The following is a 25,481-nucleotide window of genomic DNA, read 5'->3' on the forward strand; positions in this document are numbered from 1 at the left end:
TCAGCGGGAGGGCCAGTGCCAGGAGGGGCGGTCCAGGAGGCCCTGGCCGGCCACCTTCGTCTCGCCGTACTCCTTCTCCAGCTCCACCGTGCCCACGTCGGCCACCGCCGCCAGCGCGCGGATCAGGGGCTGGGCGTGGGAGACCACCACCAGCTGGGTCTCCTTCGCCGCCGTGGCGATCAAGGCCGCCAGTGCCGGCAGGAGGTCCGGGTGGAGGCTCGTCTCCGGCTCGTTCAGCACCAGCAGCTCCGGCGGGCGCGGGGTGAGCAGGGCCGCCACCCACAGCAGGAACCGCAGCGTCCCGTCCGACAGCTCCGCCGCCGACAGCGGGCGCAACAGGCCGTGCTGGCGGAACTCGACCGACAGCAGGCCGTCCTCGGAGCGCCGTACCTCCACGGTCGAGCCGGGGAACGCCCCGTCGATCACCTCGGCGAGCTCCGCGGCGCGGCCCACCTCGATGATCGTCTGCAGGGCCGCCGCCAGGTCGGCGCCGTCGTGGGCCAGCACCGGCGTGCGGGTGCCGATGCGGGCCTGGCGGGCGGGGGCGTCGCCGTCGGTGCGGAAGTGGTCGTAGAACCGCCACGACCGGATGCGCTCCCGCAGCACCAGCAGCTCCGGGCAGGCCCGTGGATCCGCGAACTCGCTCAGCATGCTGTCGGTCAGCCGGATCTTGAACCGCTCGTCACCCCAGGCCCCGGACGAAACGCGGGTGCGCACCGACGGCCCCGCCCGGTCGGCCAGCAGCGCCGTCGGCCGCAGGACCGGCCCCGACCACACGGCTTCCCGCTTGAACTCCGGGTCGAGGTTGAACAGCGTCGCGCCCGGCACCGGCAGCCCGAGGTCGAGCGCGTAGCCGAACTCGTCGCCCGCGAAGCCGAGCCGCAGCCCGACGGCCTTCGTGTGCACCTTGCCCTGGACCCGCGTGGTGCCCCGCCGGACGCCGTTCTCCGGGCCGGCCCACAGCGTCGAGGGCAGGCCGCCCTCCCGCGCCAGTGCCGCGACGGCGCCGTTGCGCGACGCGTCCGCCAGCAGGCGCAGCGCCCGGTACAGGCTCGATTTGCCGCTGCCGTTCGGTCCGGTGACGACCGTCAGGCCGGACAGCGGCAGCACCAGGTCACGCAGTGAGCGGTAGTTCGCGACAGCCAGCGTGGTGAGCATGCCCCGCAACCTAGTCCGCCGTTGATTCGTCCGATGTTTGTCCGGTCCTGTCGTTGACACCGCCGAGCCGCGCCGACCAAAATCGCAGATCCTATAGGATCCACGGTTTTGCTCGGACCTCGAAGGAGTGGTCATGGCAGCACGGGCTCTCGGTGCCCTCGCCGGGCTCGCGGTGGCGGCGGGCCTGCTCACCGCGCCGGTGGCGGCGACGGCGGAAGAACTCCAGCAGCCCGTTGCGCAGCAGCCCTACCTGGGCTGGAGCAGCTGGAGCCTCGAGTCGACGAACTACCCGGGCGTCAACCCGAACGGCACGGCCAGCTGGCTGACCGAGCAGCACGTCCTCCAGCAGGCCGACGTGCTCGCCGCGAAGTTCAAGCAGCACGGCTACACCTACGTCAACATCGACGCCGGCTGGGCGAACGGCTTCGACCAGTACGCGCGCCCGGTGGTCAACCCCGTGACGTTCCCGGACGGCATGAAGCACGTCGCCGACTACGTCCACCGCAAGGGCCTGAAGCTCGGCTCGTACCTGGCCGTGGGCCTGGACCTCAAGGCCTACCACGACGGCAACTCGCCGATCGCCGGCACCGCGAACTGCCACACCCGGGACCTCGTCTACCCCGACCTGCGCACGACCAACGGCTGGGACTCCGCCTACAAGATCGACTTCGCGAACCCGTGCGCCCAGTCCTATGTGGACTCGGTGGCGCGGCTGCTGGCCGGCTGGGGCGTCGACTTCCTCAAGCTCGACGGCGTCGGCCCGGGCTCCTTCAAGGGCGGCGAGAACCACACCAACACCGCCGACGTCGAAGCCTGGCACAAGGCGATCGCCAAGACCGGGCGCCCGATGGAGTTCGTCGTCTCCTGGGCGCTGAGCCACCGGCAGGCCGGCGTCTGGAAGGCCAACACCAACGGCTGGCGCGTCGACACCGACGTCGAGTGCTACTGCGACACCCTCGTGACCTGGAACAACTCGGTCAAGCAGCGCTGGAACGACGTCGTGCAGTGGATCCCCGACGCCGGGCCGGGGCACTGGAACAACCTCGACTCCCTCGACGTCGGCAGCGGCAGGATGGACGGGCTCACCGAAGCCGAACGGCAGAGCTACCTGACGCTGTGGGCCATCGAAGCCGCACCGCTCTACCTGGGCGACGACCTGACCCAGCTGGACGACTACGGGGTCGAACTGCTGACCAACGACGAGGTCATCGCCGTCGATCAGGCCGGGATCCCGGCCAAGCCGGTGAGCCAGACATCCGACCAACAGGTCTGGTACAACCGCAACGCCGACGGCAGCTACACGGTCGCCCTGTTCAACCTCGCCGCCGTGCCCGCCCGGGTGAGCGCGGACCTCGCGCAGCTCGGCATCACCGGCCCGGTGCAGATCCGCGACCTCTGGGCCCACCGGGACGTCCGCGACCCGGCGGCGGACCTGCCGGTGCACGGCTCGCGCCTGTTCAAGGTCACCCCGCGCGACCGCGGCGCCCTCGCCGCGCCCGCCGTCGTGCACGGCACCGCGGCCACCGGCACCAGCGTCTCCCTGGCCTGGGACGCCTCGACGGGCGCGCAGGGCTACGACGTCTTCGTCAACGGCCGGAAGGCGACGTCCACCAGCGGCGCGAGCGGCACGGTCACCGGCCTCGAGCCGTCGACGTCGTACGAGTTCACGGTGGTCGCGAACCCGCGGTCCGGCCGCCCTTCCGCACCCAGCAAGAAGATCAGCCTGACGACCCCCGCCGCCGGCGGCCCCAGGACGTACGAGGCCGAGAACGGCAGCCCCCAGGGCGGCGCGACCGTCTACGACTGCGCGTGTTCGGGCGGCAAGAAGGTCGGCTACCTCGGCGGCAGCGGTTACGTCGTCCTGCCCACGGTGGCGGCGGCGGCCGCGGGCACGTACCTGATGCAGCTGTCCTATGTGGATGGTGACTCGAGCCGGACCGGGATCGTCACGGTCAACGGGACGTCGTTCCCGCTGCCGGTCGCCGGCAGCAACGACGACGACTGGAACACCCCGCAGACGGTGACCGTCCCGGTGTACCTGCAGGCCGGGGCCAACACGATCCAGGTCGGCAACCAGGCCGGGTACGTCTACGACGTCGACCGGATCACCGTCTAGTGGACCAGGACCTCCTGCTCTCGTGGCCGCACCCGGCGGCGGACTGGACCGAAGCCTTGCCGGTCGGCAACGGGCGGCTCGGCGCGATGGTGTTCGGCGGCGCCGGCCGCACCCGTGTCCAGGTCAACGACGCGACGGTGTGGTCCGGCACCCCGCACGGCCCGGCGGCGGCGCTCAAGGACGTCGCCGCCGGGCCGGAGCAGCTCGCCGAGGTGCGGGAAGCGGTGTTCGGCAAGGACTTCCGGCGCGCCGAAGCGCTCCTGATGGGCTTCGAAGGCCCGTACAGCCAGGAGTTCCTGCCGTACGTGGACCTCTGGCTGACGCTGCCCGAGGGCACCTCGCACGGCCGGACGCTCAACCTGGACAACGGTGTCGTCACCGAGCGGCTCACCGTCGGCGGCCGGGACGTCGAGCGGACGACCTGGGTGAGCCGGCCCGCGCAGGTCCTCTGCGTGGCGGTGACGTCGGCCGACGTCGGGGTCGAGGTGACGACGCCGCTGCGCGAAGTGTGGCGCGACGGCCTCGACCTCGGCATCGAGATCCCGGTCGACGGCGCGCCGCGGCACGAGCCCCAGGTCGCCGGACCGCTGCGGTACGGGACCGCGGACGGCTACGACCCGTTCGGCGCGGTCGCCGTCCGGGTCGTCCGCGAGCGCACCCGGACCCTGGTCGTGCTGGCCGGCTCGACCAGCGCGTACGACGCCTGGATCGGCGACCGGCAGCGCACCCGCGACGAACACCGCCGACGCGCGGCCGTCCTGGCCGAGCGGGCGGCCGCCGCCGGGGCTCAGGAGCTGCGCCGCGCGCACGAGGCCGACCTCCGGCCGCTGCTCGGCGCGGCTTCGCTCCGGATCGGCGGCCGCCGCGGCGGCACGCACGACGTCGCGGAACTGCTCGCCGGGCAGGACGAGCAGCTGACGGCCACCGTGCTCTTCCAGTACGGCCGGTACCTCCTGGCCAGTGCGTCCCGGCCCGGCGCGCCCCCGGCCAACCTGCAGGGCATCTGGAACGACGACCTCCGCCCGGCCTGGTCGTCGAACTACACGGTCAACATCAACACGCAGATGAACTACTGGGCGGCCGAGACGACCGGGCTCGGCGAGTGCCACCTCCCGCTGTTCGACCTGCTCGGCAAGCTCGCGGTCACCGGCGCGGACGTGGCGCGCGAGCTGTACGGCGCCCGCGGCTGGGTCGTCCACCACAACACCGACCCGTGGGGCTGGGCGCTGCCGGTGGGGATGGGCCACGGCAACCCGTCCTGGGCCATCTGGCCGATGGGCGGCGCGTGGCTGGTCCAGCACGCCTGGGAGCACTACGACTTCACCCGCGACCGCGGGTTCCTGGCGACGACGGCCTGGCCGCTGCTGCGCGGTTGCGCCGAGTTCTGCCTGGACTGGCTGGTCGAGCGGGACGGCGTCCTCGGCACCTGCCCGTCGACGTCGCCGGAGAACCTCTTCCTCTCCGGCGCCGGGACGAAGGAGTCGCTGACCTGGTCATCCACAATGGACATCGCGCTGATCGGGGCGGTGTTCGAGCGCGCTCTCGCCGCGGCCGGCGCGCTCGGCGTCGACGATCCGCTGTGCGACGAGATCGAGGCCGCTTTGCCGCGGCTGCGCCCGCTGCCCGTGCTCCCCGACGGCAGGCTGGGGGAGTGGGCCGAAGACCTGCCCGAGGAGGACCCGCTCCACCGGCACCTTTCGCACCTCGTCTCGGTCTACCCGCTCGGCCAGGTCGGTTTGTCGACTCCGGGCGGGCTCGCCGCGGCCGCCGAGCGGGTCCTGGACCGGCGCGGCCCGGGCGCGATGGGGTGGTCGTGGGCGTGGAAGATCGCCCTGCGGGCTCGTCTCGGCGACGGCGAGACCGCGCTCTCGCTGCTGCGCGAAGCGGTCCAGCCGTTCACCGGCGACCGCCACCGCGATGCCCCGGTCGACGGCTCGGCGTGGGGCGGGCTGCTGCCGAACCTGTTCAGCACCCACCCGCCGTTCCAGATCGACGGCAACCTCGGCTTCCCGGCGGGCATCGCGGAGCTGCTGGTGCAGAGCCATTCCGGCACGATCGTGCTGCTCCCGGCGCTGCCCGCCGCCTGGCCGGACGGCGAGCTCCGCGGCCTGCGCTGCCGTGGCGGTGTCACCGTCGACCTGCGCTGGCGCGGCGGCGAGCCGGACTTCGTCCGGGTGACGCGGACCGGCGGGGACCCGGCCGAACCGGTCGCCGTCCGGTTCCGCTGCGCGACCGCGGAACTCCGGCCCGCGGTGGGCGAATCGACCGTCCTGAAAGGATTGTGATGCTGACCGACCTCGGCCGTGACGCGCTGTGGGAATACCGCAGCGACTACACGGCGCCCGCCGATTTCGACGCCTTCTGGGCCTCGACGCTGGCCGAAGCGCGGGTGCACGACATCGGTGTCCGGCTCACGCCGGTCGAGACGCCGTTGCGGGCGATCGACGTCTTCGACGTCACCTTCGCCGGCTTCGGCGGGCACCCGATCCGGGCGTGGCTGAAGCTGCCCCGGCAGGCGGCGGGACCGCGGCCGGCGGTCGTGCAGTTCCACGGCTACGGCGGCAGCCGCGGCAGCGAGCTCGACCAGCTGCACTGGGCGGCCGCGGGGTACGCGCACCTGCAGGTCGACGTGCGCGGCCAGGGCGGCGTGACACCGGACCCGGCCGGGACCGGCCCGGCATACCCCGGCCACCTCACCCGCGGGATCGAGAGCCGCGAAACCTACGTCTACCGGCGGATCTTCACCGACGCCGCGCGCGCGGTCGACGCGGTGCGGGCGATCGGGCCGGTCGACCCGGCGCGGGTGGCGGTGGTGGGCAACAGCCAGGGCGGCGGCATCGCGCTGGCCGCGGCGGCGCTCGTGCCGGACGTCGTGGCGTTGCACGCCCAGGCGCCGTTCCTCTGCGACTTCCGGCGCGCGAGCCTGGTCGCGGGGGAGCGGCCGTACACGGAACTCACCGGCTACCTGGCCATGCACCGGACCCGGGCCGAGCGGGTCTTCGACGTCCTGTCCTACTTCGACGGAGTCGGGTTCGCGAGCCGCGCGGCGGCACCCGCGTGGTTCTCGGTGGGGCTGATGGACGGCATCGTGCCGCCGTCGACCGTCTTCGGCGCCTACCACGCCTACCGCGGGCCGAAGGAGCTCGCGGTCTGGGAGTACGGCGGCCACGAAGCCGGCGGGGACGACGACCTGCGTGCGGTGCTCGACGCGTTCGGCCCGGTGTTCGGGCAGTAGCCTGGACGGGACGAATCGAGAGGGGACCGATGGCAGGCGGACGGCGCCTCGAGGCCCTGCCGAGCCGGCAGGTGCTCGCCGACGGCGTCTACGAGCAGATCCGGGCGCTGATCATGAACGACGGCATCGCCCCGGGTGCCCGCGTGAACATCGACGAGATCGCCCGCGAGCTCGGCGTTTCGGGCACACCGGTGCGCGAGGCGCTGGCGCGGCTGGAGTCGGAGGAGCTCGTCAGCAGGCTGCCGCTGCGCGGCTACCGCGTCACGGAACTGCTGAACCGCAAGGAAGTCGACGACGTGTACGCGTTGCGGCTGCTGCTGGAGCCGCCGTCCGCGGCACTGGCGGCGGCGGCGATGTCGGACCAGAACGTGGCGCTGCTCGAAGCCGAGATGGCGACTTGCCCGGCCGCGCCGGCCGAAGACGCCTACCGCGACTACAAGGCGTTGACCGCGCACGACCAGCGGCTGCACGAGCTGATCCTGCACCTGGCGGGCAACGCGGCGGTCGAGCAGGCGTTCGCCCGCACCCACTGCCACCTGCACTTCTTCCGGCTGAACTACAACCAGCCGTTCGGCGAGCAGACGATCACCGAGCACAGCCGGATCGTGGCCGCCCTGATCGCGGGCAACCCGGCGGGAGCTCGCAAGGCGATGACCGACCACCTCGAAGTGGCCCGGGACCGCCTGCTCGACCGACTCTGACGGCGTTACCCGACCGGCATCGTCACTTCGTAGACGCGGGACGCGGCCTTGCGGGCGCCGGTGAAGCCATTGGCCCACAGGGATTCCACCTGTGACGCCTCGGTGGCGTTCGGGTTCGCGTTCGTGCAGGACGGGCCGGGGCCACCGCCGGACATCAGCTCCGAGCACGGGCCTTCGTAGTGGTCCGGCAGGCCCAGCGCGTGCCCGGTTTCGTGGGCCGCGATCCGGGTCTGGTCGTACTGCTGGGCCTGGGTGTAGTCGATGAAGATCGTGCCGCTGCCGTGGCCGTCGGTCTGGGCGTACGAGCCGCGCGGGTCGTTGCCCTCGGTGTAGTGCAGCGACGCGCCCGACGAGCTCTCCTGGAGCTTGACGTTCGACACCGCCGCGTTCCAGTTGGCCGCGCCCGCGTTGATCACCGCGCGGAAACTCGGGGCGTCCGAGGTGTCGTAGTAGACGATCGTGGCCGCTTCCGGGGCCGCGAAGGCCGGGCCGGCCGTCAGCGGGGTCGCGATCATCGCCAGGGCGACGGCGGCACCGGGCAGCAGGTACTTCCTGGACATCGGGACGACTCCTTGCCGTGGGGAATTTACCGGGTCTGCGCGCGCTGGGTGTCGAACTTACGGAATCGCCCGGCGTTTGTGACCCGACTTTCGTACCGGCTTGGGGCCGTTCGGCTCAGCCGACCGGTTCGGCCAGCGGGATGTCGTCCTCGCCGAGCCACGATCCGCGCCACGCCAGCTCGGTCCTGTCCAGCGGTTTTCCGCAGCTGTCGCACTTCGCGCCCGGCCGGGTGGGCTGCCCGCAGCGGGAGTGGACCAGCGTCGTCGGCCCGGCGTCCGAGGAGGTGTGGGTGTGCCCCCAGGTGCCGAGGGCGTGCAGCACCGGCAGGGCGTCCGAGCCGGCCTGGGTGAGGCGGTACTCGTGCCGGGTGCGGCCGCCGTCGCGGTAGGGGAGCTTCGTCAGCAGGCCGCGGTCGACGAGCTTGGCCAGCCGGGTGGTCAGCACGTTGTCGGCGATGCCGAGCTGGCTGCGGAAGTCCTCGAACCGGGTGGTGCCCGCGGTGGCGTTGCGCAGGATCAGCAGCGTCCACGGCTCGCCGAGGACGTCGGCGGCGCGGGCGATCGGGCAGGCGGCGTCCGCCCAGGTGATGCGACGGCTCATCGTGTGATCCCTTCGACCTGACTTGCTTGGAGCAAGTCTACGTCGTAGTCTCGTCTTCAGCTAGCTTGCAACGAGCAAGTCAGGTGCGAGAGGAGTTCGTCATGGACATCACGGGTGCGGTCGCGCTGGTCACCGGGGCCAACCGGGGTCTCGGCCGCCGGTTCGCCGCGGAGCTGCTGGAGCGCGGGGCGGTCAAGGTGTATGCCGCCGCGAGGAATCCCGAGTTGATCGACCTGCCGGGCGTGGTCCCGCTGCGGCTCGACGTGACCGACCCGGAGTCGATCCGGGAAGCCGCCGCGGTGGCGAGTGACGTGACGCTGCTGGTGAACAACGCCGGTTCGTCCACCGGGGCGTCGCTGCTCGGCGGGTCCGTCGAGGACATCCGGCTGGAGATGGACACGCACTACTTCGGCACCCTCGCCGTGACGCGCGAGTTCGCGCCGGTCCTCGAGCGCAACGGCGGCGGCGCGGTGCTCAACGTCCTTTCGGTGCTTTCCTGGTTCACCGCACCGCAGGTCGCGGCCTACTCCGCGGCGAAGTCCGCGGCGTGGTCGCTGACCAACGCGCTGCGCCTGGAACTGGCCCCGCAGAAGACGCAGGTGACGGCGCTGCACGTCGGCTACATGGACACCGACATGGCCAAGCACGTCGACGGCCCGAAGGTCGACCCGGCGCTGGTGGCGAAGCTGGCGCTGGACGGTGTCGAGGAGGGCCGCTTCGAGGTGCTCGCCGACGACGTCAGCCGGAACGTGCGGGCCGGGCTCGCCGGCGATCTCCCCGCGCTGTACCCCGCGCTGGTTTCCTGAACGGTTTTCCGGACCCCGGAATACCGGCCTCTCCGCCGCGGGCGTATGAATAGGCGGGTGGCGGAACGCGTCGAAGCGGGAATGGGCCGGAGAAGAAACCGCTGGGGCGAAGGCGAACGGTTGCGCGGTGAGATCCTGGCCGCGGCCGGCCGGTTGCTGGCCGAACTCGGCGGCGAGGACGGGCTGACGATCCGGGGCGTCGCCCGCGCGGTCGGCATCGCCCCGGCGAGCATCTACCAGCATTTCTCCGATCGTGCGGAATTGGTCCGCGGTTTGCTGGACCACGAATACGCCCGGCTGCGGGATTCGATGCGCGCGGCGGAGGAGGCAATCGGCGAAACCGACCCCGTCGGCCGGATCCGGGCCCAGATTCACGCCTACTGCGCCTTCGCGATGCAGAATCCGGGGCATTACCGGCTGATGCTCGCGAACGGTGCGTCCGACCTGGAGCCCGGCACCCGGCCGACGGGCCCGCTCCTGGACCTGATCGACCGGCTGACGGCGGGGTTCGAGCGCTGCGTCGAGGCGGGCCACGAGCTGCGCGTGACGCCGGGCCGCGCGGCGGCGGTGGTGTTCGTCGGCGCGCACGGCCGGGTCGCGTTGTTCCACAGCGCGTTGAACCGGACCGGCGCGGAGCTGGTGGAGCCGTTCGTGGACGAGCTCGTGTCGCTCGTGTTCGCCTGATCGGACGGTGGCGCGTCCGCCGGGAAGATGCTTAGCATGGCTACGTAAATTTCCGGCGGCTCCGGGAGGTATCCGGTGGACGGCGTGCCCGCGTTTCCGATGACCCGGCGGTGTCCCTTCGACCCGCCCGCCGAACTCGGCGAACTGCCCCCGGTTTCCCGGGTGCGCCTGTGGAACGGCAGCACGCCGTGGCTGGTGACGCGCTACGACGACGTCCGCGCGGTGCTGCGGGATGCCCGGGTCAGCGCCGACTCCGACCACCCGGGCTACCCGCACCAGAGCGCGGCGTCGGCGGCCCGCCGCCACCGCGCGAAGTCGTTCATCACCATGGACGGCGCCGCGCACGCCGCCCAGCGCAAGCTGCTGACCGGCGACTTCCTGGTCAAGAAGATGGAAGCGCTGCGCCCGGCGATCCAGCGCATCGTCGACGACCTGGTCGACGGGTTGCTGGCCGGCCCGAAGCCGGTCGACCTGGTGCCGGCGTTCGCGTTGCCGGTGCCCTCACTGGTGATCTGCGAACTGCTCGGCGTCCCGTACGAGGACCGCGAGCTGTTCCAGGACATCACGAAGGTGATGGTGTCTCGCACGGCGACGCCGGAAGACGCGGTGAAAGCCACCGAAGAGCTGCTGGCCTACCTCGGTGGCCTGGTCGAGCGGAAGGCGGCCGCTCCGGGCGACGACGTGCTGAGCAGGCTGGCGGCCGGCCAGTACGCGACCGGGCGGATGACCGCCGAAGAGGTCGCCTCGATGGGCCAGCTGCTCCTGGTGGCCGGCCACGAGACGACGGCGAACATGATCGCGCTCGGCACGGTGGCGTTGCTGGAGCACCCCTCGCAGCTGGAGCTGGTGCGCACCGGCGACGCGGACCTGCTGCGCCGCGCGGTCGAAGAGCTGTTGCGCTACCTGAACATCACGCACACCGGCCGCCGCCGCGTGGCCACCGCGGACATCGAACTGGGCGGCGAGACCATCCGCGCGGGCGAAGGCGTCATCGCGGCGGGCGACGCGGCCAACCGCGACGCGGCGGTGTTCGCCGACCCGGACCGCCTCGACGTGACCCGCGAGGCCCGCCACCACGTGGCGTTCGGGTACGGCGTGCACCAGTGCCTCGGCCAGACGCTCGCGCGTGTCGAGCTCCAGGTGGTGTACGGGACGCTGTACCGCCGCATCCCGGGGCTGCGGCTCGCGGTGCCGGTGGACGAGCTGGCGTTCAAGGACGACATGCTGGTGTACGGGGTGCACAGCCTGCCGGTCACGTGGTGACGGCGGCCTCGCCGAAGACCATGCGGTGGCCGCGAGCGGTGTCCATGTACTCGCGGACGCGGTGGACGAGCCCGTCGCGGAGTTCGAAGACGAAGCAGTAGTCGTTGGCGTAGTGGTTGCCGTTGGCCAGGGTGGCCGTCATCGTCTCCTCCACGACCACCCGGTCGCCGTCCGCGTGGAAGCCGGTGAACGTCACCGTGACGTCGCCGACGAAGAACTTCGTGAAGTCCTCGGCGAGGAACTGCACGATGGCGTCCCGGCCGACCAGGTGCGACGGGCCGCCGAGGGCGACGGCGGTGGCGTTCCCGGGCGGTGCCAGCCATTCGGCGTCCTCGGTGAACACGGCGGAGATCCGGTCCGCGTCGTGGGTGGCGAAGGCTTTCCAGGCGTTCTCGACGATCTCGCGGCTCGACATGATCGCGACCCTAACCGCGCGCAGCCTCAGCGGGCTGGCGGTTTTGCGACGTCATCGGATCGCCCGCTGGGCCGCGTCCAGGTGCTCCGCCAGCCACGCCGAGACGAACCGCTCGCGGTCGGCGTTCGTGTCCTTCCGCGGCACCATCTCCACCAGCATGATCAAGCCGAGGTACACCCGGTACAACGTCAGGCGCCGGTGGGCCGGGGCGTCGAAAAGCGCTGGGCCGTAGCCGTCCAGCAGGGGTGCGTCCAGGTCGTGGAACAACGTCAGCGAGACGAACTCCGCCACCGGGTCGCCCCAGAACGCCCGCTCGGCGTCGATGATGCCCGACACGCGGCCGCCGTGCACCAGGATGTTGCCTTGCCACAGGTCGAAGTGGACCAGCACCGGCGTCTCGACCAGCTCCAGCAGCGGCTCGTGGCGGCGGACCAGGTGCGCGATCTCCGCCGCCGGGCGCGGGAGGCGCACGCCGTAGGAGACCGCGTCGGCCAGGATCGCGTCCACCATGGCCGTGAACGCCGAAGACCACGTCGGGTGCAGCGGGTCCTGGAGGTAGCCGAAGCCGTCGCCGGTCGTCTCGTGCAGGCGCGCCACGATCCTGCCCAGCTCCGTGCGCAGCTGCGGGCCGGCGCCGGGCGTGCGGTTCCACGGCGTCCCCGGCACCTCCGTCATCAGCAGGAACCCCGGCCCCGCGCCCACCACCGACGGCAGCGGCCCGGAAGCGAGGCGGTAGTACTCCGCCTCCGTGGCCAGCAGGTCGTGCTCGTAGGTCAGGCCGGGACCGGACGGCGCGATCTTGAGCACCAGCCGCCGTCCGTCCGCCAGCGTCACCCGGACCGCCCGGTTGTACGTCCCGCCGCCGAGGTCCTCGGCCGCCACCACCGAAGCCGGGTCGATGCCCGATGCCGTCAGCTCCCGGTCCACCCCGCCGAGTCTTCCAGCTTTTCCGCCGCGTCGGCCAGGTCTTCCGGTGTCGGGGCGTCGTCCTGGGTCAGGCTCCGCCGCCAGTAGCCGGTGAACTCGATGGCGCTCTTGGGCAGGCCGCGTTCGACGAGGTGGCGGCGCACCGCCCGGACCGTCGACGCCTCTCCGGCCAGCCACGCCGCTTCCGGGAGGGCGGTCCCGCGCACCGCCTCCAGCAGCCGGCGGCCGTGCTCGGCGCCGTCCCGGTGCAGCCACCGGACGCCGGGCAGCGGCTGCTCCTCCGCCGCGGCCTCGATCTCGACGAACACCACTGCATCGTCCACTTCGGACAAGATCGAAGCGATGGCGGGGATCGCCGTCTCGTCGCCGGCGCACAGCAGCGTGTCCGCTGTGGACAGTGGACGCCGGTACGCCGGGTCCGGCCCGTACCGGCCGAGGACGTCACCCACCGCCGCCCGCGCGGCCCACGCCGTGGCCGGACCGGGACGGCCGGCGTGCAGCACGAAGTCGACGTCGATCGTGTCGCCGTCCCGCGAGCGCACGGTGTAGCTGCGCATCACCGGGCGCTCGTCCGCCGGGATCGCGAGGTACGCCTGGTACCAGCGCATGACGTCGTCGTCGGCCGACGGCAGCCGCACCGGGCGGCCCGGCGGCGGGAACAGCAGCTTGAGCTGCTGGTCCGGCCACGCCTCCAGCCCGGCCAGGCCATCGCCGGTGAAGGTGACGCGCACCGTCCGCGGCGTCACCCGCCGGACCGCCGTCACTTCGAGCAGGCCCGTCGGTTTCACGGCTTCCCCAGGTATTCGCGCAGGTGGCGGGCGGTCAACGTCGAGGCGTCGGCGACGAGCGCGGCCGGCGTGCCTTCGAAGACGACCCGGCCGCCGTCGTGGCCGGCGCCGGGGCCGAGGTCGATCAGCCAGTCGGCGTGGGCCATCACGGCCTGGTGGTGCTCGATCACGATCACCGTGTTGCCCGCGTCGACGATCCGGTCGAGCAACGCCAGCAGCTGGTCGACGTCGGCGAGGTGCAACCCGGTCGTCGGCTCGTCGAGGATGTACGTCGAGCCCTTCTGCGACATCCGGATCGCCAGCTTGAGCCGCTGCCGCTCGCCGCCGGACAGCGTGGTCAGCGGCTGGCCGAGCGTGAGGTAGCCGAGGCCGACGTCGGCGAGGCGGTCCAGCACCGTCCGCGCGGTGCCCGTGGCGAAGAACTCGCGGGCCTCGGCGACGGACATCGCCAGCACCTCGCTGATGTTCTTGCCGCGCAGCTCGTAGGTCAGCACCTTGGGCGTGAACCGCCGGCCCTCGCACTCTTCGCAGACCGACGCGACCCCGGCCATCATCGCCAGGTCGGTGTAGATCACGCCGAGGCCCTTGCACTTCGGGCAGGCGCCTTCGGAGTTGGCGCTGAACAGGCTCGCCTTGACCCCGTTGGCCTTGGCGAACGCCGCCCGGATCGGGTCGAGCAGGCCGGTGTAGGTCGCCGGGTTGGACCGGCGGGACCCGCGGATCGCCGACTGGTCGACCACGACGACGTCTTCGCGGCGGGCCAGCGAGCCGTGGATCAGCGACGACTTCCCGGACCCGGCCACCCCGGTGACCACGGTCAGCACGCCGAGCGGGACGTCGACGCTGACGTCCTTGAGGTTGTGCAGGCGGGCGCCGGTGATCCCGATGTGCCCGGTGGGCGTGCGGACCTGCTCCCGCAGCGTCACCCGGTGGTCGAGGTGGCGGCCGGTGAGCGTGCCGGACGCGCGCAGGCCGTCGACGCTGCCGGTGTAGCAGAGCCGGCCGCCGTCGGTGCCCGCGCCGGGGCCGAGGTCGACGACGTGGTCGGCGATCCGGATCGTCTCCGGCTTGTGCTCGACGACCAGGATCGTGTTCCCCTTGTCCCGCAGGCACAACAGCAGGTTGTTCATCCGCTCGATGTCGTGCGGGTGCAGCCCGACGGTCGGCTCGTCGAAGACGTAGGTGACGTCGGTGAGGCTCGAGCCCAGGTGCCGCACCATCTTCACGCGCTGCGCCTCGCCGCCGGAGAGCGTCGCGGATTCGCGGTCCAGCGACAGGTAGCCGAGGCCGATTTCGACCAGCGAGTCGAGCGTGTCGCGCAGGTTGCCCAGCAGCGGCCGGATCGACGGCGCGTCGAGGTTCCGGACGAACTCGGCGAGGTCGCTGATCTGCAGGGCGGCGCAGTCGGCGATGTTCTTGCCGTCGATCTTGGCCGACAGCGCGGCCTGGTTGAGCCGGGCGCCGCCGCACTCGCCGCAGGTGGCGAACGTGGCGGCCTTCTCGATGAACGCCCGCAGCTTCGGCTGCAGCGACTCGACGTCCTTGTGCAGGTAGAGCCGCCGGACCTTCACCGCGAGGCCCTCGTACGTGACGTTGGTCTTCCCGACCTTGACCTTGCAGGAATCCTTGTGCAGCAGGGCGTCGAGCTGCTCCGGCGTGAAGTCGCGGAGCTTCGCGTCGGGGTCGTAGAAGCCGGAGGAGAGGTAGGTCTGCACGTACCAGGTGTCCGGCGTGAAGCCCGGCACCTGGATCGCGCCTTCGTTGAGGGAGAGGTCGAAGTCGAGCAGGGCGCCGACGTCGAGGTCGGAGACGCGGCCGAGGCCCTCGCAGGCCGGGCACATGCCTTCGGGCAGGTTGAAGCTGAAAGCGCCGGACGTGCCGACGTACGGCTCGCCGAGCCGGGAGAAGGCGATCCGCAGCATGGCGTAGGCGTCGGTCGCCGTGCCGACGGTGGAGCGCGAGTTGGCCCCCATCCGCTCCTGGTCGACGACGATGGCCGCGCTCAGGTTCTCCAGCAGGTCGACGTCCGGGCGCGAAAGGCTCGGCATGAACGACTGGAGGAACGCGCTGTAGGTCTCGTTGATCAGCCGCTGGGACTCGGCCGCGATGGTGCCGAAGACCAGGGACGACTTGCCGGAGCCGGAGACACCGGTGAACACCGTGAGCCGTCGCTTCGGGATGTCCAGGTCGATGCCGGTCAGGTTGTTCTCCCGGGCCCCCCGGACCTCGATCACGTCGTGGGTGTCGGCGGCCCGCCTGGGTGAGGTCATACCGTCCTTCTTTGATACTTTAGGCCGTAAAGTGATTGTCCAGCGTACATTACTTTAGGGTGTAAGGAGTCGGCAAGGTGGTCGTCTTCGCGGGTCAGGGCGACGCCCGGCGGTCCATGGAGCTGCTGTGGGGGCCGCGGATGGTGGCCCCGCGCACCGGCCCGGGGCCCAAGCCGGGCCTGTCGGTGGAGGCGATTGTCGCGGCGGCGATCGAGATCGCGGACGCCGAGGGCATGGCGGCGCTGTCGATGCGGTCAGTGGGCGAGCGCCTCGGCCGCACGGCGATGGCGTTGTACACGTACGTGCCGGGCAAGACCGAGCTGGTCGACCTCATGTACGACCGGACACTGGGGGAGCTGCCGTCGTCGTACCCGTCGTCTCCGGGCTGGCGCTCGGCGGCGCTGGCCCTGGCCGACGCGCTGTGGGACCTGCACCTGCGGCACCCGTGGCTGCTGCAGGTCTCACCGGCACGGCCGGTGCTCGGGCCGGGTGAGTTCCACGTCCAGGAGACGCTGCTTTCGGTCCTGGCGTCGACGGGGTTGCCGCTGTCCCGCGTCCGCTGGGTGGTGGCGGCCCTGTTCAACATCGTCCGCGGCTCGGTACAGGCGGCGGCGGAGTCCCGCCAGGCGGCCCGCGAGACCGGACAGTCCGAAGAGGACTGGTGGTACGCGCGGTCGGCGCTGCTGGGCGAGCTGGCACCGGATCTCCCGGCCCGGTTCCCGACGGTGGCCCGGCTCGGTGAGGAGGGCGAGTACGAGGCTTCCGGGTCCGACGAGCCTTACTTGGAGCGAGAGGCCCGCCTGTCGTTCGAAGCGGGCTTGGAGCTGCTGCTGGACGGCGTCGAAGCGGCGATCGTCAAGGCTTCCGGGCCTCGATGAGGAACCTCGTCGTGTGGGCGACGAACGGGCCGTCGTGCTCGATCTTCTCGTGCAGCTCCCGCAGCTTGTCGCGGTACTGCCCGACCGTGAAGCCCGGCACCATCCAGATCACCTTGCGCAGGAAGTAGACCACCGCGCCGATGTCGAAGAACTCGGTGCGCAGCGACTCCGAGCGCAAGTCCGTCACTTCGAGCCCGGCCTGCTCGGCCGCCTTCACCGCGTGGTCCGGGTGGCGGCTGTCACGCGCCTCGGGCGGCTGCGGGCCGAGGAAGAACTCGACCAGCTCGAACACGCTCGCCGGGCCGACCTGCTGCGAGAAGTACGTTCCGCCGGGACGCAGCACGCGGGCGATCCCGGCCCAGTCGGTCGTCACCGGGTGGCGGCTGGAAACCAGGTCGAACACGCCGCCGGCGAACGGGAGGTCCGAAGTGGACACCACGGTGACCCCGCGCGGGCGCAGCCGGGCCGACGCCTTCGCCACGTTCGGCGGCCACGACTCGGTCGCCACCGTCCGGGGCGGCAGCGTGGGGCAGCCGTCGAGGACTTCGCCGCCGCCGGTTTCCAGGTCGAGGGCGGTTTCCGCAACCGCGAGCCGGGCGCCCAGCAGGCGCTGGTAGCCCCACGACGGGCGGGCCTCGGTGGCGCGGCCGTCGAGCCACGAGAAGTCCCAGCCGTCGACGGACACCGCCGCGGCTTCGGCCACCAGGTCGTCGAACACGGCTCCGATCGTCACAAAGCCGACGGCGGGCCGCCACCCGATTTCCGGACCGGCGGCGGGGGCACCGGCTTGGCCAGCGCGACCGCGGAAAACGCCACCACGACCGGGCCGCGCCGGGTCTCGACCGTGCACGTCGTTTCGTCGCGGGCGGTCAGGTCGCCGAGCGCGTCGGTGAAGCCGCCTTCGATGCGGTAGCGGACCACCACCCGGGTCCCGAGCGGCAACTCCCGCAGCAGCTTCACGTCACCACCTCCGGAACCGAGGCCCCGGAGCCGGCCGGCTCGGGGTGGCCCAACTCTGCCAGCCAGCCGCGGAACACCCGGTGCAGGGCCTCCGCGCCGACGACCTCGTCCGGAAACGCCAGCCGGCGCGGGTGCACCACGAAACCCCGCTGCTGCGGCCCGCCGAGCCCGCCGTGCGAACCCACGTGCGTCTCGAACGGCGACGCCTGGTCCGAATCCGGGTCGTAGCGGCTGTTGATCATCACGTCCGCGCAGTGCGGGAAGGTGTCCACCCGGGCGATCAGCTCCGCCGCGTGCGCGCCGTACGGCAGCAGCGGGTCCTCGCCGATGACCACGCCCGTCTTCAACCGGTGCAGGCCGTCGCGGCCGAGCACCACCGGGCCGAACTCCCGGCTCGAGACCAGCAGGAACCCCACACCGGGGTGGTCCACCAGGGACGGCAGCAGGTCCGGGAACTCCCGCTCGATCGTCTCCAGCTCGACCCGGCCTTCGTGCTCGGTGAACGAAACCATCGCGAGGTGCCCCGACACGACCACCACCACGCCGGGTGCGACGCGGGTGACCGCGCCCGGCGAACCGGACGTCGTGCGCGGGCGGTCTTCGGCGCACTCCGCGTCCTCCACCCGCGCACGCAGCCGGCGGGCGATCAGGCCGCCGCTCTTCGTCGCCTCCGCCAGGGCCGCGTTGATCTGCCAGCTCTCGGCCTGCCGCCGCTTGCCCGCCGATGGCGACGGCGAGCCGCCGCACAGCCGGCCGACGTACGCCTCGATCGTCTCGCCGAACCGCTGTGAAAACGCCTGGCCCTGGGTCTGGCCGTGGTCCGACAGCGCGACGACGTGGTAGCGGCGCGGAGCGAGCCGCGAGGCGCGGTGCAGCCGGGCGATCTGCTGGTCGATCGAGCGCAGCACCGACAGCGTGTCGAACCGCTCGATGCCGGAGTGGTGCGCGACCTCGTCGTAGCCGAGGAAGTCCGCGTACACCGCGGGCCGCCCGGCGAGCATGTCGCCGAGGATCGCGGACACGACGACGTCCCGCGCGATCACCGTCGTGCCCGGCCGGGCCAGGGGGTACCAGCCGCCGCGCGGGATCCGCGGCACCACCCCGGCCCGGCGCTGGCGCACCGACGCGCTGATCTCGCGGAAGACGTCGACGAGCGCGACGGCGAACGTGCGCAGCGCGTTGACCGGGTTCGCGAAGTAGGCGTAGTAGCCCGCGCCGACGCGGTCGCGGTGCCGGCGCAGCAGCTTCTTCGGCACCAGCACCGGGATCGAGCTCATGGTGAGGCTGACGTGGGCGGCGTCGCCGGAGAACAGGTTGCCGCGGCTCGCGCCGTCACCGGCCAGCAGGCCGCGGCCGTCGGAGTGGCGCCGCTCGATCTCGGCCGCGTCCGCCGGGTGCGCGCACGCCATCACGTGGTCGCGGTCCTTTTCGTACCAGCGGAAGCCGAGGATGTCGTGGTTCGAGCCGTGCAGGATGCCGCAGACGCTCGCCCCGGTCTGCGAGCTCCAGTCGGTGTGCCACCGGTTCAGCGTGTGGCTGTCCTCGGCGAGCCAGGCGGCGAACGTCGGCATGTCGCCGTCGCGGATCGCGCGGCGGACGGTGTCGTACCCGAGGCCGTCGATCTGCAGGAACAGCACACCGGGCGGCTGGTTCGCGGCACCGGCCGGGCTCTGCCGACGGCGGCGGCGGGCGGCGCGGCGGAAGAAGATCTCGTCCTCGTCGACGGCGAGCAGGCTGGAGATGAGCGCGCCGACCGCGGCCATCCCGAGCGTGACGATCACCGCCGTCCGGAAGCCGGCCACCTCGACGCCGGGCACGGTGCGGAAGACCGCGAGGGTGCCCGCGCCGAGCAGCAGGAACCCGAAGCCGCCGAAGGTGAAGAACGCCAGCGGGTAGGCGATCCGCATGACCAGCGGCCAGACGACCGCGGTGAGCAGCCCGAGCAGCAGCGCGCAGACCGTCGGCTGCCACCAGTGCGTCATCCGGAAGCCGGGCAGGAGCACGTCGAGCAGGCGCAGCGCGCCGGTCACCGCGATCCAGACGCCCACCGCACGGGCCACGGCCCGTCCGCCGCGCAGCAGCCTGCCCTTCGGCGCCGCCGACGTCACACCCGCTCCTTCGTCCTGCGGCGCCACCGGGCGATCAGGTTCGCCAGCACGGTGACCAGCAGGACGAGCACGGTGGCGAGCAGGGTCGCGACGAGGGGCGAGTCGAAGATGCCGCCGCTGACGATGCCGAGCACGGCGTACGCGCACGCCCAGAGCACGCAGGCGCCGAGCGCGGCGGGCAGCAGGCGCCGCCACGGGTAGCTCAGCGCGGCCGCGGCGAGCAGCACCGGGATGCGCCCGGCCGGGACGAGCCTGCCGATCACCACGAGCTGCCAGCCGCGGCGGGCGAACTGCTCGCGCGCCTTCTCGAGCCGTTCGGCGGGCTGGCGGCGGCTGATCCAGCGGAACGCGGCTTCGCTGCCCAGGCGCGGGATGCCGAAGGTGACGACGTCACCGACGTACGCGCCGAGGGTGGCGAAGACGATCACGAGCGGCAGGGACAGGTTGCCGGTGGTCGTCGCGACGGCGGCCGCGGCGCCGACGACCGCGCCGGTCGGCACGACGGGGACGATCGAGCCGAGCAGCACGCCGCCGAACACCGCGGGGTACCCGATGGCGGCGGGGTCGGTCCAGCTCATGCGCGGTCCGCGGGCAGGGCGACGGCGGCGCCGGGTTCGGTGAACAGCACTCGGGTGCGGCCGTGGGCTTCGGCCGCGAACACGCGCGGCGGGTCGGCCAGCAGGCGTCGCATCCGGGCGGTGCGCCGGACGCCGGGCAGGGCGAGGGTGCCCCAGTGCACGGGGACGGCCGCGCGGGCCTGGACCAGTGCGGCGGCCTGGGCGGCGCGGGCGGGGTCGAGGTGTCCTGGCCCGAGGTTCGGTCCCCAGCCCCAGACGGGCAGCAGGGCGACATCGACCGGGCCGAGGTCGCGCATGCCGTCGAAGAGGTCGGTGTCGCCCGCGTTGTAGACGGTCGTGCCGTTGCTCTCCAGGAGGTGGCCGAGCGCGGGGCTCTGGGGTCCGTGGGTCAGCCGCGGGCCCCACCGGTGTCCGGAGTGGACGGCTTCGGTGGCCGTGACGGTGAGTTCGCCGTCGGTGAGCGTTTCCCCGGGCGCGATCTCCTCGACGCGGGTGAAGCCCTTCTTGCGCAGCCACGTCCCGGCGCCGCGGGGGACGACGATCCGGGGGCGCTTGCCGAGCAGCTTGAGCGACGGCGGGTGCAGGTGGTCGCCGTGCAGGTGGGAGAGCAGGACGAGGTCGACGTCGGCGTAGGACTCGGGCGCGGGGAGGGGAACGACCCGGACGAGCCCGCCGACCCGCGCGGTGAGCACGGGATCGGTCAGCACGACCCGGCCACCGAGTTCCACGCGGACGGTCGAATGGCCGAGGAACCGCAGGCTGAAGCCGCTCACGCCCCGAGTATCACCTCCCCCGGCGGGGAATGCCCGGCGGAGTGGCCAGGGCAACGCCGGCGTGTGACCGGGAAGCCGACACGCGTGATCGGGAAGCCGACACGCGTGATTGGAGGGTCGACACGGCGGTCAGGGGGTCGGCAGCAGGGACGAGATGCGGAGTGAGGACGTGCCGATGCCGGTCGGGCCGCCGAAGACCGGGGCCGGTGTGGGGTGGTAGCCCAGCTCCGGTTCGGTGTAGCGGCCCGTGTGCTCGTGCCAGTGCACGATCCCGGCCATCCAGTCGCGCAGCTCCTGGACGAACCCGAGCAGCGTCTCCTCGGTGGTGTCGTCGCTGAACAACGCCGGCAGCTCCGTCGCCGCCGCGTGCTCGAACTCCGCCAGGCGGGCGTGGACCAGGTCGGTCACCACCTCGGCCGCGCGCTCCTCGGTGCAGTCCAGGAAGTTCCGGACCACCAGCACCGCGTTGTGCAGCTCGCCTTCGTACTGGATCTCCTTGCGGTGGGAGTACAGGTCGTTGGCCAGGCACGCCACGTCCGCCGCCGCGTGCTCGAGCGTCTGCACCGGGCGCGTGCGGTGCAGCTCCGGCGGCACCGCGCGGCCGCGCGCGAGGCTCATCGTGAGGTCCGCGCCGAACGTCCGGCGCCGCATCTCGACGTAGTCGATCGGGTCGGGGATCCGGTTCTGCGCCTGGTTCGCCAGCTCCCAAAGCCAGCTCGACGTCATCGCTTCGACCGCCCGGCGCACGGCGGGCCGGCGCTCCGCGGCGGTCCGCGGCCAGAGGTCGGCCAGGCCTGCCTCCAGCGGCGTCACCGGCGTGGGCATCGGCGCGCCGTCCGCCGGCATGAACGCCGGCAAGCGGAAGTTGGCCGCCTTCGCGCCGGCGAGGTCGCGGGTGGCGCCGAACACCAGCGGGTAGTGGTCGTCGGCGTAGGTGCGCCAAGTCAGCCAGTCGCTCGTGACGTCGAGGGCCTCGGCCGTCGCGTCCGGGTGGATGCCCGCCGCGCACAGCGGGAGGTCGGCGGCGCGGAGCTTCCGCTCGTCCCAGACCACGCCGTCGAGCAGGCCCGTGCGGCGTGCCCAGTCGACGTTCCGGGCGCGGGCCTCGGGCAGGTGCGGGCTGAGCCGCGGCGGCCACGGCAGTTCGAGCGACGGCCGCGGCACACCGGTCGCGGAAAACGGCTTCGAGCCGTACGCCCGCAGCCGTTGCGGTGCGGTGGCCAGTACCGACGCGAAGATGTTCCCCGCGGAGGCGCCGCGGCCGGCCAGGGCGCCTTCGTTCATGTACCGGCTGGACCGCAGGTGCCATTCGTGCCCGCCGGCCTGCCAGTCCTGCAGGCCCTTGACGTAGGCGAACGTCGCCGCGCGCGCGGCCGGGTCGACGCAGCGGTCTTCGAACAGCGCGGGCACCTCGGTGAGCGCGGTGTGCTCGAACTGGTGCAGCCGGGAGGTGATCAGGTCGTTGACCGCGTCGGCCGCCTGCTGGGTGCCCAGCCCGAGGAACTTCTCGAACACGAGCACGCCGTTGGACAGCTCGCCCTCGTCCTGCACCTCGCGCTGGTAGGAGAACAGGTCGTTGCGGAGGTGGACGCTGTCGGCGAAGCAGTCTCGCAGGACCTCCATCGGCCGGGACGCGGCGATCGCTTCCGGCACCTCGGCGTGCACCGAGTGCTCGACCAGGTTCGCCGACCACGGCGCGCCGCCGACCTTCCGCCGCATCTCGACGTACTCGATCGGGTTGGCGAGCCGGCCTTCGTTGATGTTGGCCAGCTCCCACAGCGACTCGTCCAGCAGCGCCTTCGTGCTGACGGCGAACCGGCGCCGCCAGCCGGGCGTCCGGTGCGGGACCGTCCGGTGCCACAGGTCGGCGAGGCCGCGCTCGACCGGGTTTTCCGGCGTCGCGGTGATTTCGCCCTCGGCGGGCATGAACAGCTCGAGCCGGTCGAGGTAGCCGCGCGCGCTCTCGATGTCCCCGGTGCGCTTGTACAGCTCGAGGAAGTGGTCGTCGAAGTAGAACACCCAGACGTACCAGTCGGTGATCAGGTCGAGCTCGTCGGCGCCGGCGTCGGGGTGGGTGTAGGCGCACAGCAGGGCGTAGTCGTGGGCGTCGAGGTCGCGCTCGGTCCAGATCACCGTGCCGTGCTGCGGCACGTCGATCATGTCGAGCCCGCGCGCCCACGCCTTGCTGTGCTCGCGCGCCTGTTCCAGGTGCGGGTTCAGGCGCGCCGGGTACGGGAGGTAGAACTCGGGGAGGACGAACGGCTGATCGGGCACCCCGCGAGGCAACCAGCCGGCCGCGGTGTCCGCCAAGGGGAACAGCCGCGAAGCACACGAACGGGACGAGCGCTTCCCCCGGGCGGCCCAGCGCACCGCCGGGCCCGATCGGCACGCGGTGGCGGGCCGTCGCACGATGGGGGTTGTCCCCGAGCGAGGAGAGCAGATGACCGACGAAAACCGGGTGGTCGACAACCCGGACGAGAACCGCTACGAGCTGTGGGCCGGCGAGAAGCTGGCCGGCATCGCGCAGTACGACCGCCGCGGCGACCTCACCGTGTTCACCCACACCGAGATCGACGACGCCTTCTCCGGGCAAGGCCTGGGCAAGGTGCTGGCCTCGGGCGCGCTCGACGACGTCGTCGCCCGCGGCGGCACGATCGTGCCGGTCTGCCCGTTCATCGCCGGGTACCTGCGGAAGCACCCGGGGTACGAAGACCACGTCCGCTGGCCGCGCGGGTAGGCCGGACGGGGCGGTCGGTTACGCCGTTCGGGGTGGTCTGCGCGGTATGTCCGGTTCCCTTGGTTATTAACCAACCTTCGTCGGTGGTGCGTTGGTTGCCGGGCAACGAAAGTGTCGGCACCGGCTTCGAACTCCCACCCCTGGAGGAAGTTGATGACTCCCCGGAAGACCGCCCTCAAGACCCTCGCCGTCCTGTCAGCGGCCGCGCTGACCAGTGGCGTTTGCGCTTCGGCTGCCACCGCGTCCCCACTGGCCTTCGCCGAGCTGCAGGCCCACGCGATCACCAGCGCCACCCAGGTGGCGAACGCGCTCGGCGCCGCGTCCGGCGGCGTTTACCTCGAAAACGGCAAGGCCGTGGTGAACGTCGTCGACGACGCCGCGCTGCAGCAGGTGCAGGCCGCCGGCCTCACCGCGAAGAAGGTCAAGCACACCTTCGCCGCGCTCACCGGCGTCAAGAACCAGCTGGACGCGGTCAAGAACGTGCCGCAGACCGCCTGGGGCATCGACACCAAGACCAACCAGGTCGTGGTGAAGGTGTACGACGCGGCCAGCAAGGAGACCGCGGACAAGGTGACCGCGGCCGCCGCGAAGTACGGCGACAGCGTCCGCGTCGAGCACCGCACCGGCAAGCTGTCGCTGTACATCGCCGACGGCGACGCGATCCAGAACAGCCAGGGCCGCTGTTCGCTCGGCTTCAACGTGACGCGCGGCGGTTCGCCGTTCCTGCTCACCGCGGGCCACTGCACCAACCTCGGCGGCACCTGGTCCGGCGGCGACGTCTCCGGCGCGCAGGTCGTCGAAAGCGACTGCCCCGGCGCCGACTCCGGCCTGCTGACCCGCCCGAACGGCTCCGGCCCCGGTGAGATCAACACCGGCCAGCCGATCACGTCGGCCGCGGCACCGACCGTGGGCGAGCAGATCCAGAAGCAGGGTTCGACCACCGGCGGCGGCAGCGGTGAGGTGACCTCGGTCGACGAGTCGGTCAACTTCGACGTCGGCGTGCTCAACCACGAGTTCGGCACCACCGCGCACACCGACCACGGCGACTCCGGCGGCCCGGCCTACGACGGCTCCACGGGCCTCGGCACGCTGTCCGGCGGCGACACCGTGACCAGCTACTTCTACCCGCTCACCCTCGAGCTGCAGGCCTACGGCCTCGAGCTCGCCTGAGCGCACCGCCGCGGGGCCCGCTCACTTCCGTCGGGGGAGTGAGCGGGCCCTCGCCCGTTTCTCAGGCTTCGAGCCGCCGCGCGCGGTAGACGGCGTCGGTGTGGTGGCCCTCGCCGCGCGTCTCGCACGTTTCGACCACCCAGCCCCACGGATCGCCGAGGTAGCCGGTGATCTCCTCGGGCTCGAAGTACAGCTCCTCCGGCGGCTTCTGGCCGTCGAACTGCCGCATGGCCTTCGGCGAGTGCCCGACGACCAGCAGCGAGCCGCCCGGCCGGATCGCCGCCGCGGCCGCCGTGAAGACGTTGCGGCGCAGGTCCGGCGGCAGGTGCATGTACTGCGCCGAGACCAGGTCGTACTGCGCTTCCGGCTGCCATTCGAGGATGTTGCGGTGCAGCCAGTTCACCGTCACGCCGGCCTCGGCACCGGCTTCCGCGGCGCGGGCGAGCGCGGTGGTCGAGATGTCGACACCGTCGACCGTCCAGCCCTGCTTGGCGAGCCAGATCGCGTCGCCGCCCTCACCGCTGCCGAGGTCGAGGGCGTGCCCGGGTTTCAGCCCTTCGACCTCGGTGCGCAGGTTGGCGTTGACGTTCCCGCTCCAGATCCGGTGCTCGTCACGCTGGTACATCGCTTCCCAGAAGTCCTGCTTGAGCATGGCGTCGACGGTCATCGGGTGGTCGTGGGACATGGTTCCTCCTCGGGGACGTTCTCCGAGCATGCGGACAACGTCCCCGAGGAGGCAAACTCCGTTGCCGG

24 protein-coding genes are annotated in these 25,481 nt (G+C 72.0%); 10 read left to right on the top strand and 14 right to left on the bottom strand.

The window, feature by feature from the left end:
- Positions 1 to 1,158, bottom strand: a complete 1,158-nt coding sequence (locus ACWEGE_RS35605; protein WP_449664870.1) for an AAA family ATPase — start codon at positions 1,156 to 1,158, stop codon at positions 1 to 3.
- A gap of 133 nt (positions 1,159 to 1,291) precedes the next feature.
- On the opposite strand from ACWEGE_RS35605, the gene ACWEGE_RS35610 reads away from it, so the two are divergent.
- From ACWEGE_RS35610 to ACWEGE_RS35625, 4 genes are read left to right on the top strand one after another with little or no spacing between them, the layout of a single operon-like run.
- Positions 1,292 to 3,274 (top strand): fibronectin type III domain-containing protein, encoded by a 1,983-nt coding sequence (locus ACWEGE_RS35610; protein ID WP_449664871.1) that lies wholly within the window; start codon positions 1,292 to 1,294, stop codon positions 3,272 to 3,274.
- Positions 3,274 to 5,559: a glycosyl hydrolase family 95 catalytic domain-containing protein gene (locus tag ACWEGE_RS35615; protein ID WP_449664872.1), complete on the top strand. Its 2,286-nt coding sequence runs from the start codon at positions 3,274 to 3,276 to the stop codon at positions 5,557 to 5,559. The genes ACWEGE_RS35610 and ACWEGE_RS35615 overlap by 1 nt, the downstream gene beginning before the upstream one ends.
- On the top strand, positions 5,559 to 6,509 hold the full coding sequence (locus tag ACWEGE_RS35620; protein ID WP_449664873.1) for an acetylxylan esterase: 951 nt from the start codon (positions 5,559 to 5,561) through the stop codon (positions 6,507 to 6,509). Before ACWEGE_RS35615 ends, ACWEGE_RS35620 begins: the two co-directional genes overlap by 1 nt.
- A 29-nt stretch (positions 6,510 to 6,538) precedes the next feature.
- A complete protein-coding gene (locus ACWEGE_RS35625) occupies positions 6,539 to 7,210 on the top strand; it encodes a GntR family transcriptional regulator (protein ID WP_449664874.1) in 672 nt (223 codons plus the stop codon).
- 5 nt (positions 7,211 to 7,215) lie between these two features.
- Here ACWEGE_RS35625 and ACWEGE_RS35630 read toward each other — a convergent pair whose 3' ends face one another.
- Together ACWEGE_RS35630 and ACWEGE_RS35635 are read right to left on the bottom strand one after the other, a co-directional pair.
- A complete protein-coding gene (locus tag ACWEGE_RS35630; protein WP_449664875.1) occupies positions 7,216 to 7,770 on the bottom strand; it encodes a snapalysin family zinc-dependent metalloprotease in 555 nt (184 codons plus the stop codon).
- Positions 7,771 to 7,885: 115 nt separating this feature from the next.
- Positions 7,886 to 8,371 carry a winged helix-turn-helix transcriptional regulator gene (locus ACWEGE_RS35635; protein ID WP_449664876.1) on the bottom strand — a complete coding sequence of 162 codons (486 nt, stop codon included), beginning with the start codon at positions 8,369 to 8,371 and terminating at the stop codon, positions 7,886 to 7,888.
- A gap of 101 nt (positions 8,372 to 8,472) precedes the next feature.
- Here ACWEGE_RS35635 and ACWEGE_RS35640 point away from each other — a divergent pair, with 101 nt between their 5' ends.
- The 3 genes from ACWEGE_RS35640 (at position 8,473) to ACWEGE_RS35650 (ending at position 11,124) form a co-directional block, all read left to right on the top strand.
- On the top strand, positions 8,473 to 9,177 hold the full coding sequence (locus ACWEGE_RS35640) for an SDR family oxidoreductase (RefSeq protein ID WP_449664877.1): 705 nt from the start codon (positions 8,473 to 8,475) through the stop codon (positions 9,175 to 9,177).
- A gap of 81 nt (positions 9,178 to 9,258) precedes the next feature.
- Complete coding sequence (locus ACWEGE_RS35645; protein ID WP_449664925.1) at positions 9,259 to 9,861, top strand: TetR/AcrR family transcriptional regulator; 603 nt, start codon at positions 9,259 to 9,261, stop codon at positions 9,859 to 9,861.
- 99 nt (positions 9,862 to 9,960) lie between these two features.
- A complete protein-coding gene (locus tag ACWEGE_RS35650) occupies positions 9,961 to 11,124 on the top strand; it encodes a cytochrome P450 (protein ID WP_449664926.1) in 1,164 nt (387 codons plus the stop codon).
- On the opposite strand, the gene ACWEGE_RS35655 is transcribed toward ACWEGE_RS35650, so the two are convergent.
- From ACWEGE_RS35655 to ACWEGE_RS35670, 4 genes are read right to left on the bottom strand one after another with little or no spacing between them, the layout of a single operon-like run.
- Entirely contained in the window at positions 11,114 to 11,539 is a 426-nt protein-coding gene (locus ACWEGE_RS35655; protein ID WP_449664878.1) for a nuclear transport factor 2 family protein, read from the bottom strand. The two genes, ACWEGE_RS35650 and ACWEGE_RS35655, sit on opposite strands and share 11 nt — an antisense overlap.
- A 51-nt stretch (positions 11,540 to 11,590) precedes the next feature.
- Positions 11,591 to 12,466 carry a phosphotransferase family protein gene (locus tag ACWEGE_RS35660; RefSeq protein WP_449664879.1) on the bottom strand — a complete coding sequence of 292 codons (876 nt, stop codon included), beginning with the start codon at positions 12,464 to 12,466 and terminating at the stop codon, positions 11,591 to 11,593.
- Positions 12,451 to 13,254: a siderophore-interacting protein gene (locus ACWEGE_RS35665; protein WP_449664880.1), complete on the bottom strand. Its 804-nt coding sequence runs from the start codon at positions 13,252 to 13,254 to the stop codon at positions 12,451 to 12,453. The genes ACWEGE_RS35660 and ACWEGE_RS35665 overlap by 16 nt, the downstream gene beginning before the upstream one ends.
- Complete coding sequence (locus tag ACWEGE_RS35670) at positions 13,251 to 15,524, bottom strand: ATP-binding cassette domain-containing protein (protein WP_449664881.1); 2,274 nt, start codon at positions 15,522 to 15,524, stop codon at positions 13,251 to 13,253. Before ACWEGE_RS35670 ends, ACWEGE_RS35665 begins: the two co-directional genes overlap by 4 nt.
- A 77-nt stretch (positions 15,525 to 15,601) precedes the next feature.
- On the opposite strand from ACWEGE_RS35670, the gene ACWEGE_RS35675 reads away from it, so the two are divergent.
- Positions 15,602 to 16,402 carry a TetR/AcrR family transcriptional regulator C-terminal domain-containing protein gene (locus tag ACWEGE_RS35675; protein WP_449664882.1) on the top strand — a complete coding sequence of 267 codons (801 nt, stop codon included), beginning with the start codon at positions 15,602 to 15,604 and terminating at the stop codon, positions 16,400 to 16,402.
- Here the strand turns inward: ACWEGE_RS35675 and ACWEGE_RS35680 are convergent.
- From ACWEGE_RS35680 to ACWEGE_RS35705, 6 genes are all read right to left on the bottom strand, one after another.
- Positions 16,380 to 17,135, bottom strand: a complete 756-nt coding sequence (locus tag ACWEGE_RS35680) for a methyltransferase domain-containing protein (RefSeq protein WP_449664883.1) — start codon at positions 17,133 to 17,135, stop codon at positions 16,380 to 16,382. The two genes, ACWEGE_RS35675 and ACWEGE_RS35680, sit on opposite strands and share 23 nt — an antisense overlap.
- Positions 17,132 to 17,362, bottom strand: coding sequence for a putative acetyltransferase (locus ACWEGE_RS35685; protein WP_449664884.1), 231 nt, complete (start codon positions 17,360 to 17,362; stop codon positions 17,132 to 17,134). Before ACWEGE_RS35685 ends, ACWEGE_RS35680 begins: the two co-directional genes overlap by 4 nt.
- A complete protein-coding gene (locus tag ACWEGE_RS35690; RefSeq protein WP_449664885.1) occupies positions 17,359 to 19,470 on the bottom strand; it encodes a phage holin family protein in 2,112 nt (703 codons plus the stop codon). Before ACWEGE_RS35690 ends, ACWEGE_RS35685 begins: the two co-directional genes overlap by 4 nt.
- A complete protein-coding gene (locus ACWEGE_RS35695; RefSeq protein ID WP_449664886.1) occupies positions 19,467 to 20,048 on the bottom strand; it encodes a DedA family protein in 582 nt (193 codons plus the stop codon). The genes ACWEGE_RS35690 and ACWEGE_RS35695 overlap by 4 nt, the downstream gene beginning before the upstream one ends.
- Positions 20,045 to 20,821: an MBL fold metallo-hydrolase gene (locus ACWEGE_RS35700; RefSeq protein ID WP_449664887.1), complete on the bottom strand. Its 777-nt coding sequence runs from the start codon at positions 20,819 to 20,821 to the stop codon at positions 20,045 to 20,047. The genes ACWEGE_RS35695 and ACWEGE_RS35700 overlap by 4 nt, the downstream gene beginning before the upstream one ends.
- A gap of 129 nt (positions 20,822 to 20,950) precedes the next feature.
- The gene (locus ACWEGE_RS35705; RefSeq protein ID WP_449664888.1) at positions 20,951 to 23,095 is read right to left on the bottom strand and encodes a terpene synthase family protein; all 2,145 of its coding nucleotides are present in this window, start codon (positions 23,093 to 23,095) and stop codon (positions 20,951 to 20,953) included.
- 166 nt (positions 23,096 to 23,261) lie between these two features.
- Between ACWEGE_RS35705 and ACWEGE_RS35710 the strand changes: the two genes are divergently transcribed.
- Together ACWEGE_RS35710 and ACWEGE_RS35715 are read left to right on the top strand one after the other, a co-directional pair.
- Positions 23,262 to 23,558, top strand: a complete 297-nt coding sequence (locus tag ACWEGE_RS35710) for a GNAT family N-acetyltransferase (RefSeq protein ID WP_449664889.1) — start codon at positions 23,262 to 23,264, stop codon at positions 23,556 to 23,558.
- A 153-nt stretch (positions 23,559 to 23,711) separates the two neighbouring features.
- A complete protein-coding gene (locus ACWEGE_RS35715) occupies positions 23,712 to 24,728 on the top strand; it encodes a S1 family peptidase (RefSeq protein ID WP_449664890.1) in 1,017 nt (338 codons plus the stop codon).
- Positions 24,729 to 24,789: 61 nt separating this feature from the next.
- On the opposite strand, the gene ACWEGE_RS35720 is transcribed toward ACWEGE_RS35715, so the two are convergent.
- Positions 24,790 to 25,413: a class I SAM-dependent methyltransferase gene (locus tag ACWEGE_RS35720; RefSeq protein WP_449664891.1), complete on the bottom strand. Its 624-nt coding sequence runs from the start codon at positions 25,411 to 25,413 to the stop codon at positions 24,790 to 24,792.
- Positions 25,414 to 25,481 lie beyond the last annotated feature (68 nt).

This window comes from Amycolatopsis sp. NPDC004747 (genome assembly GCF_053601335.1).

Bases quoted from the DNA above. Each gene is read 5' to 3' on its own strand.
- ACWEGE_RS35635 (WP_449664876.1), bottom strand. From the start codon at position 8,371: ATGAGCCGTCGCATCACCTGGGCGGACGCCGCCTGCCCGATCGCCCGC.
- ACWEGE_RS35670 (WP_449664881.1), bottom strand. From the start codon at position 15,524: ATGACCTCACCCAGGCGGGCCGCCGACACCCACGACGTGATCGAGGTC.
- ACWEGE_RS35650 (WP_449664926.1), top strand. From the start codon at position 9,961: ATGACCCGGCGGTGTCCCTTCGACCCGCCCGCCGAACTCGGCGAACTG.
- ACWEGE_RS35630 (WP_449664875.1), bottom strand. From the start codon at position 7,770: ATGTCCAGGAAGTACCTGCTGCCCGGTGCCGCCGTCGCCCTGGCGATG.
- ACWEGE_RS35645 (WP_449664925.1), top strand. From the start codon at position 9,259: ATGGGCCGGAGAAGAAACCGCTGGGGCGAAGGCGAACGGTTGCGCGGT.
- ACWEGE_RS35720 (WP_449664891.1), bottom strand. From the start codon at position 25,413: ATGTCCCACGACCACCCGATGACCGTCGACGCCATGCTCAAGCAGGAC.
- ACWEGE_RS35605 (WP_449664870.1), bottom strand. From the start codon at position 1,158: ATGCTCACCACGCTGGCTGTCGCGAACTACCGCTCACTGCGTGACCTG.
- ACWEGE_RS35715 (WP_449664890.1), top strand. From the start codon at position 23,712: ATGACTCCCCGGAAGACCGCCCTCAAGACCCTCGCCGTCCTGTCAGCG.
- ACWEGE_RS35710 (WP_449664889.1), top strand. From the start codon at position 23,262: ATGACCGACGAAAACCGGGTGGTCGACAACCCGGACGAGAACCGCTAC.
- ACWEGE_RS35655 (WP_449664878.1), bottom strand. From the start codon at position 11,539: ATGTCGAGCCGCGAGATCGTCGAGAACGCCTGGAAAGCCTTCGCCACC.
- ACWEGE_RS35625 (WP_449664874.1), top strand. From the start codon at position 6,539: ATGGCAGGCGGACGGCGCCTCGAGGCCCTGCCGAGCCGGCAGGTGCTC.
- ACWEGE_RS35620 (WP_449664873.1), top strand. From the start codon at position 5,559: ATGCTGACCGACCTCGGCCGTGACGCGCTGTGGGAATACCGCAGCGAC.
- ACWEGE_RS35640 (WP_449664877.1), top strand. From the start codon at position 8,473: ATGGACATCACGGGTGCGGTCGCGCTGGTCACCGGGGCCAACCGGGGT.
- ACWEGE_RS35610 (WP_449664871.1), top strand. From the start codon at position 1,292: ATGGCAGCACGGGCTCTCGGTGCCCTCGCCGGGCTCGCGGTGGCGGCG.
- ACWEGE_RS35695 (WP_449664886.1), bottom strand. From the start codon at position 20,048: ATGAGCTGGACCGACCCCGCCGCCATCGGGTACCCCGCGGTGTTCGGC.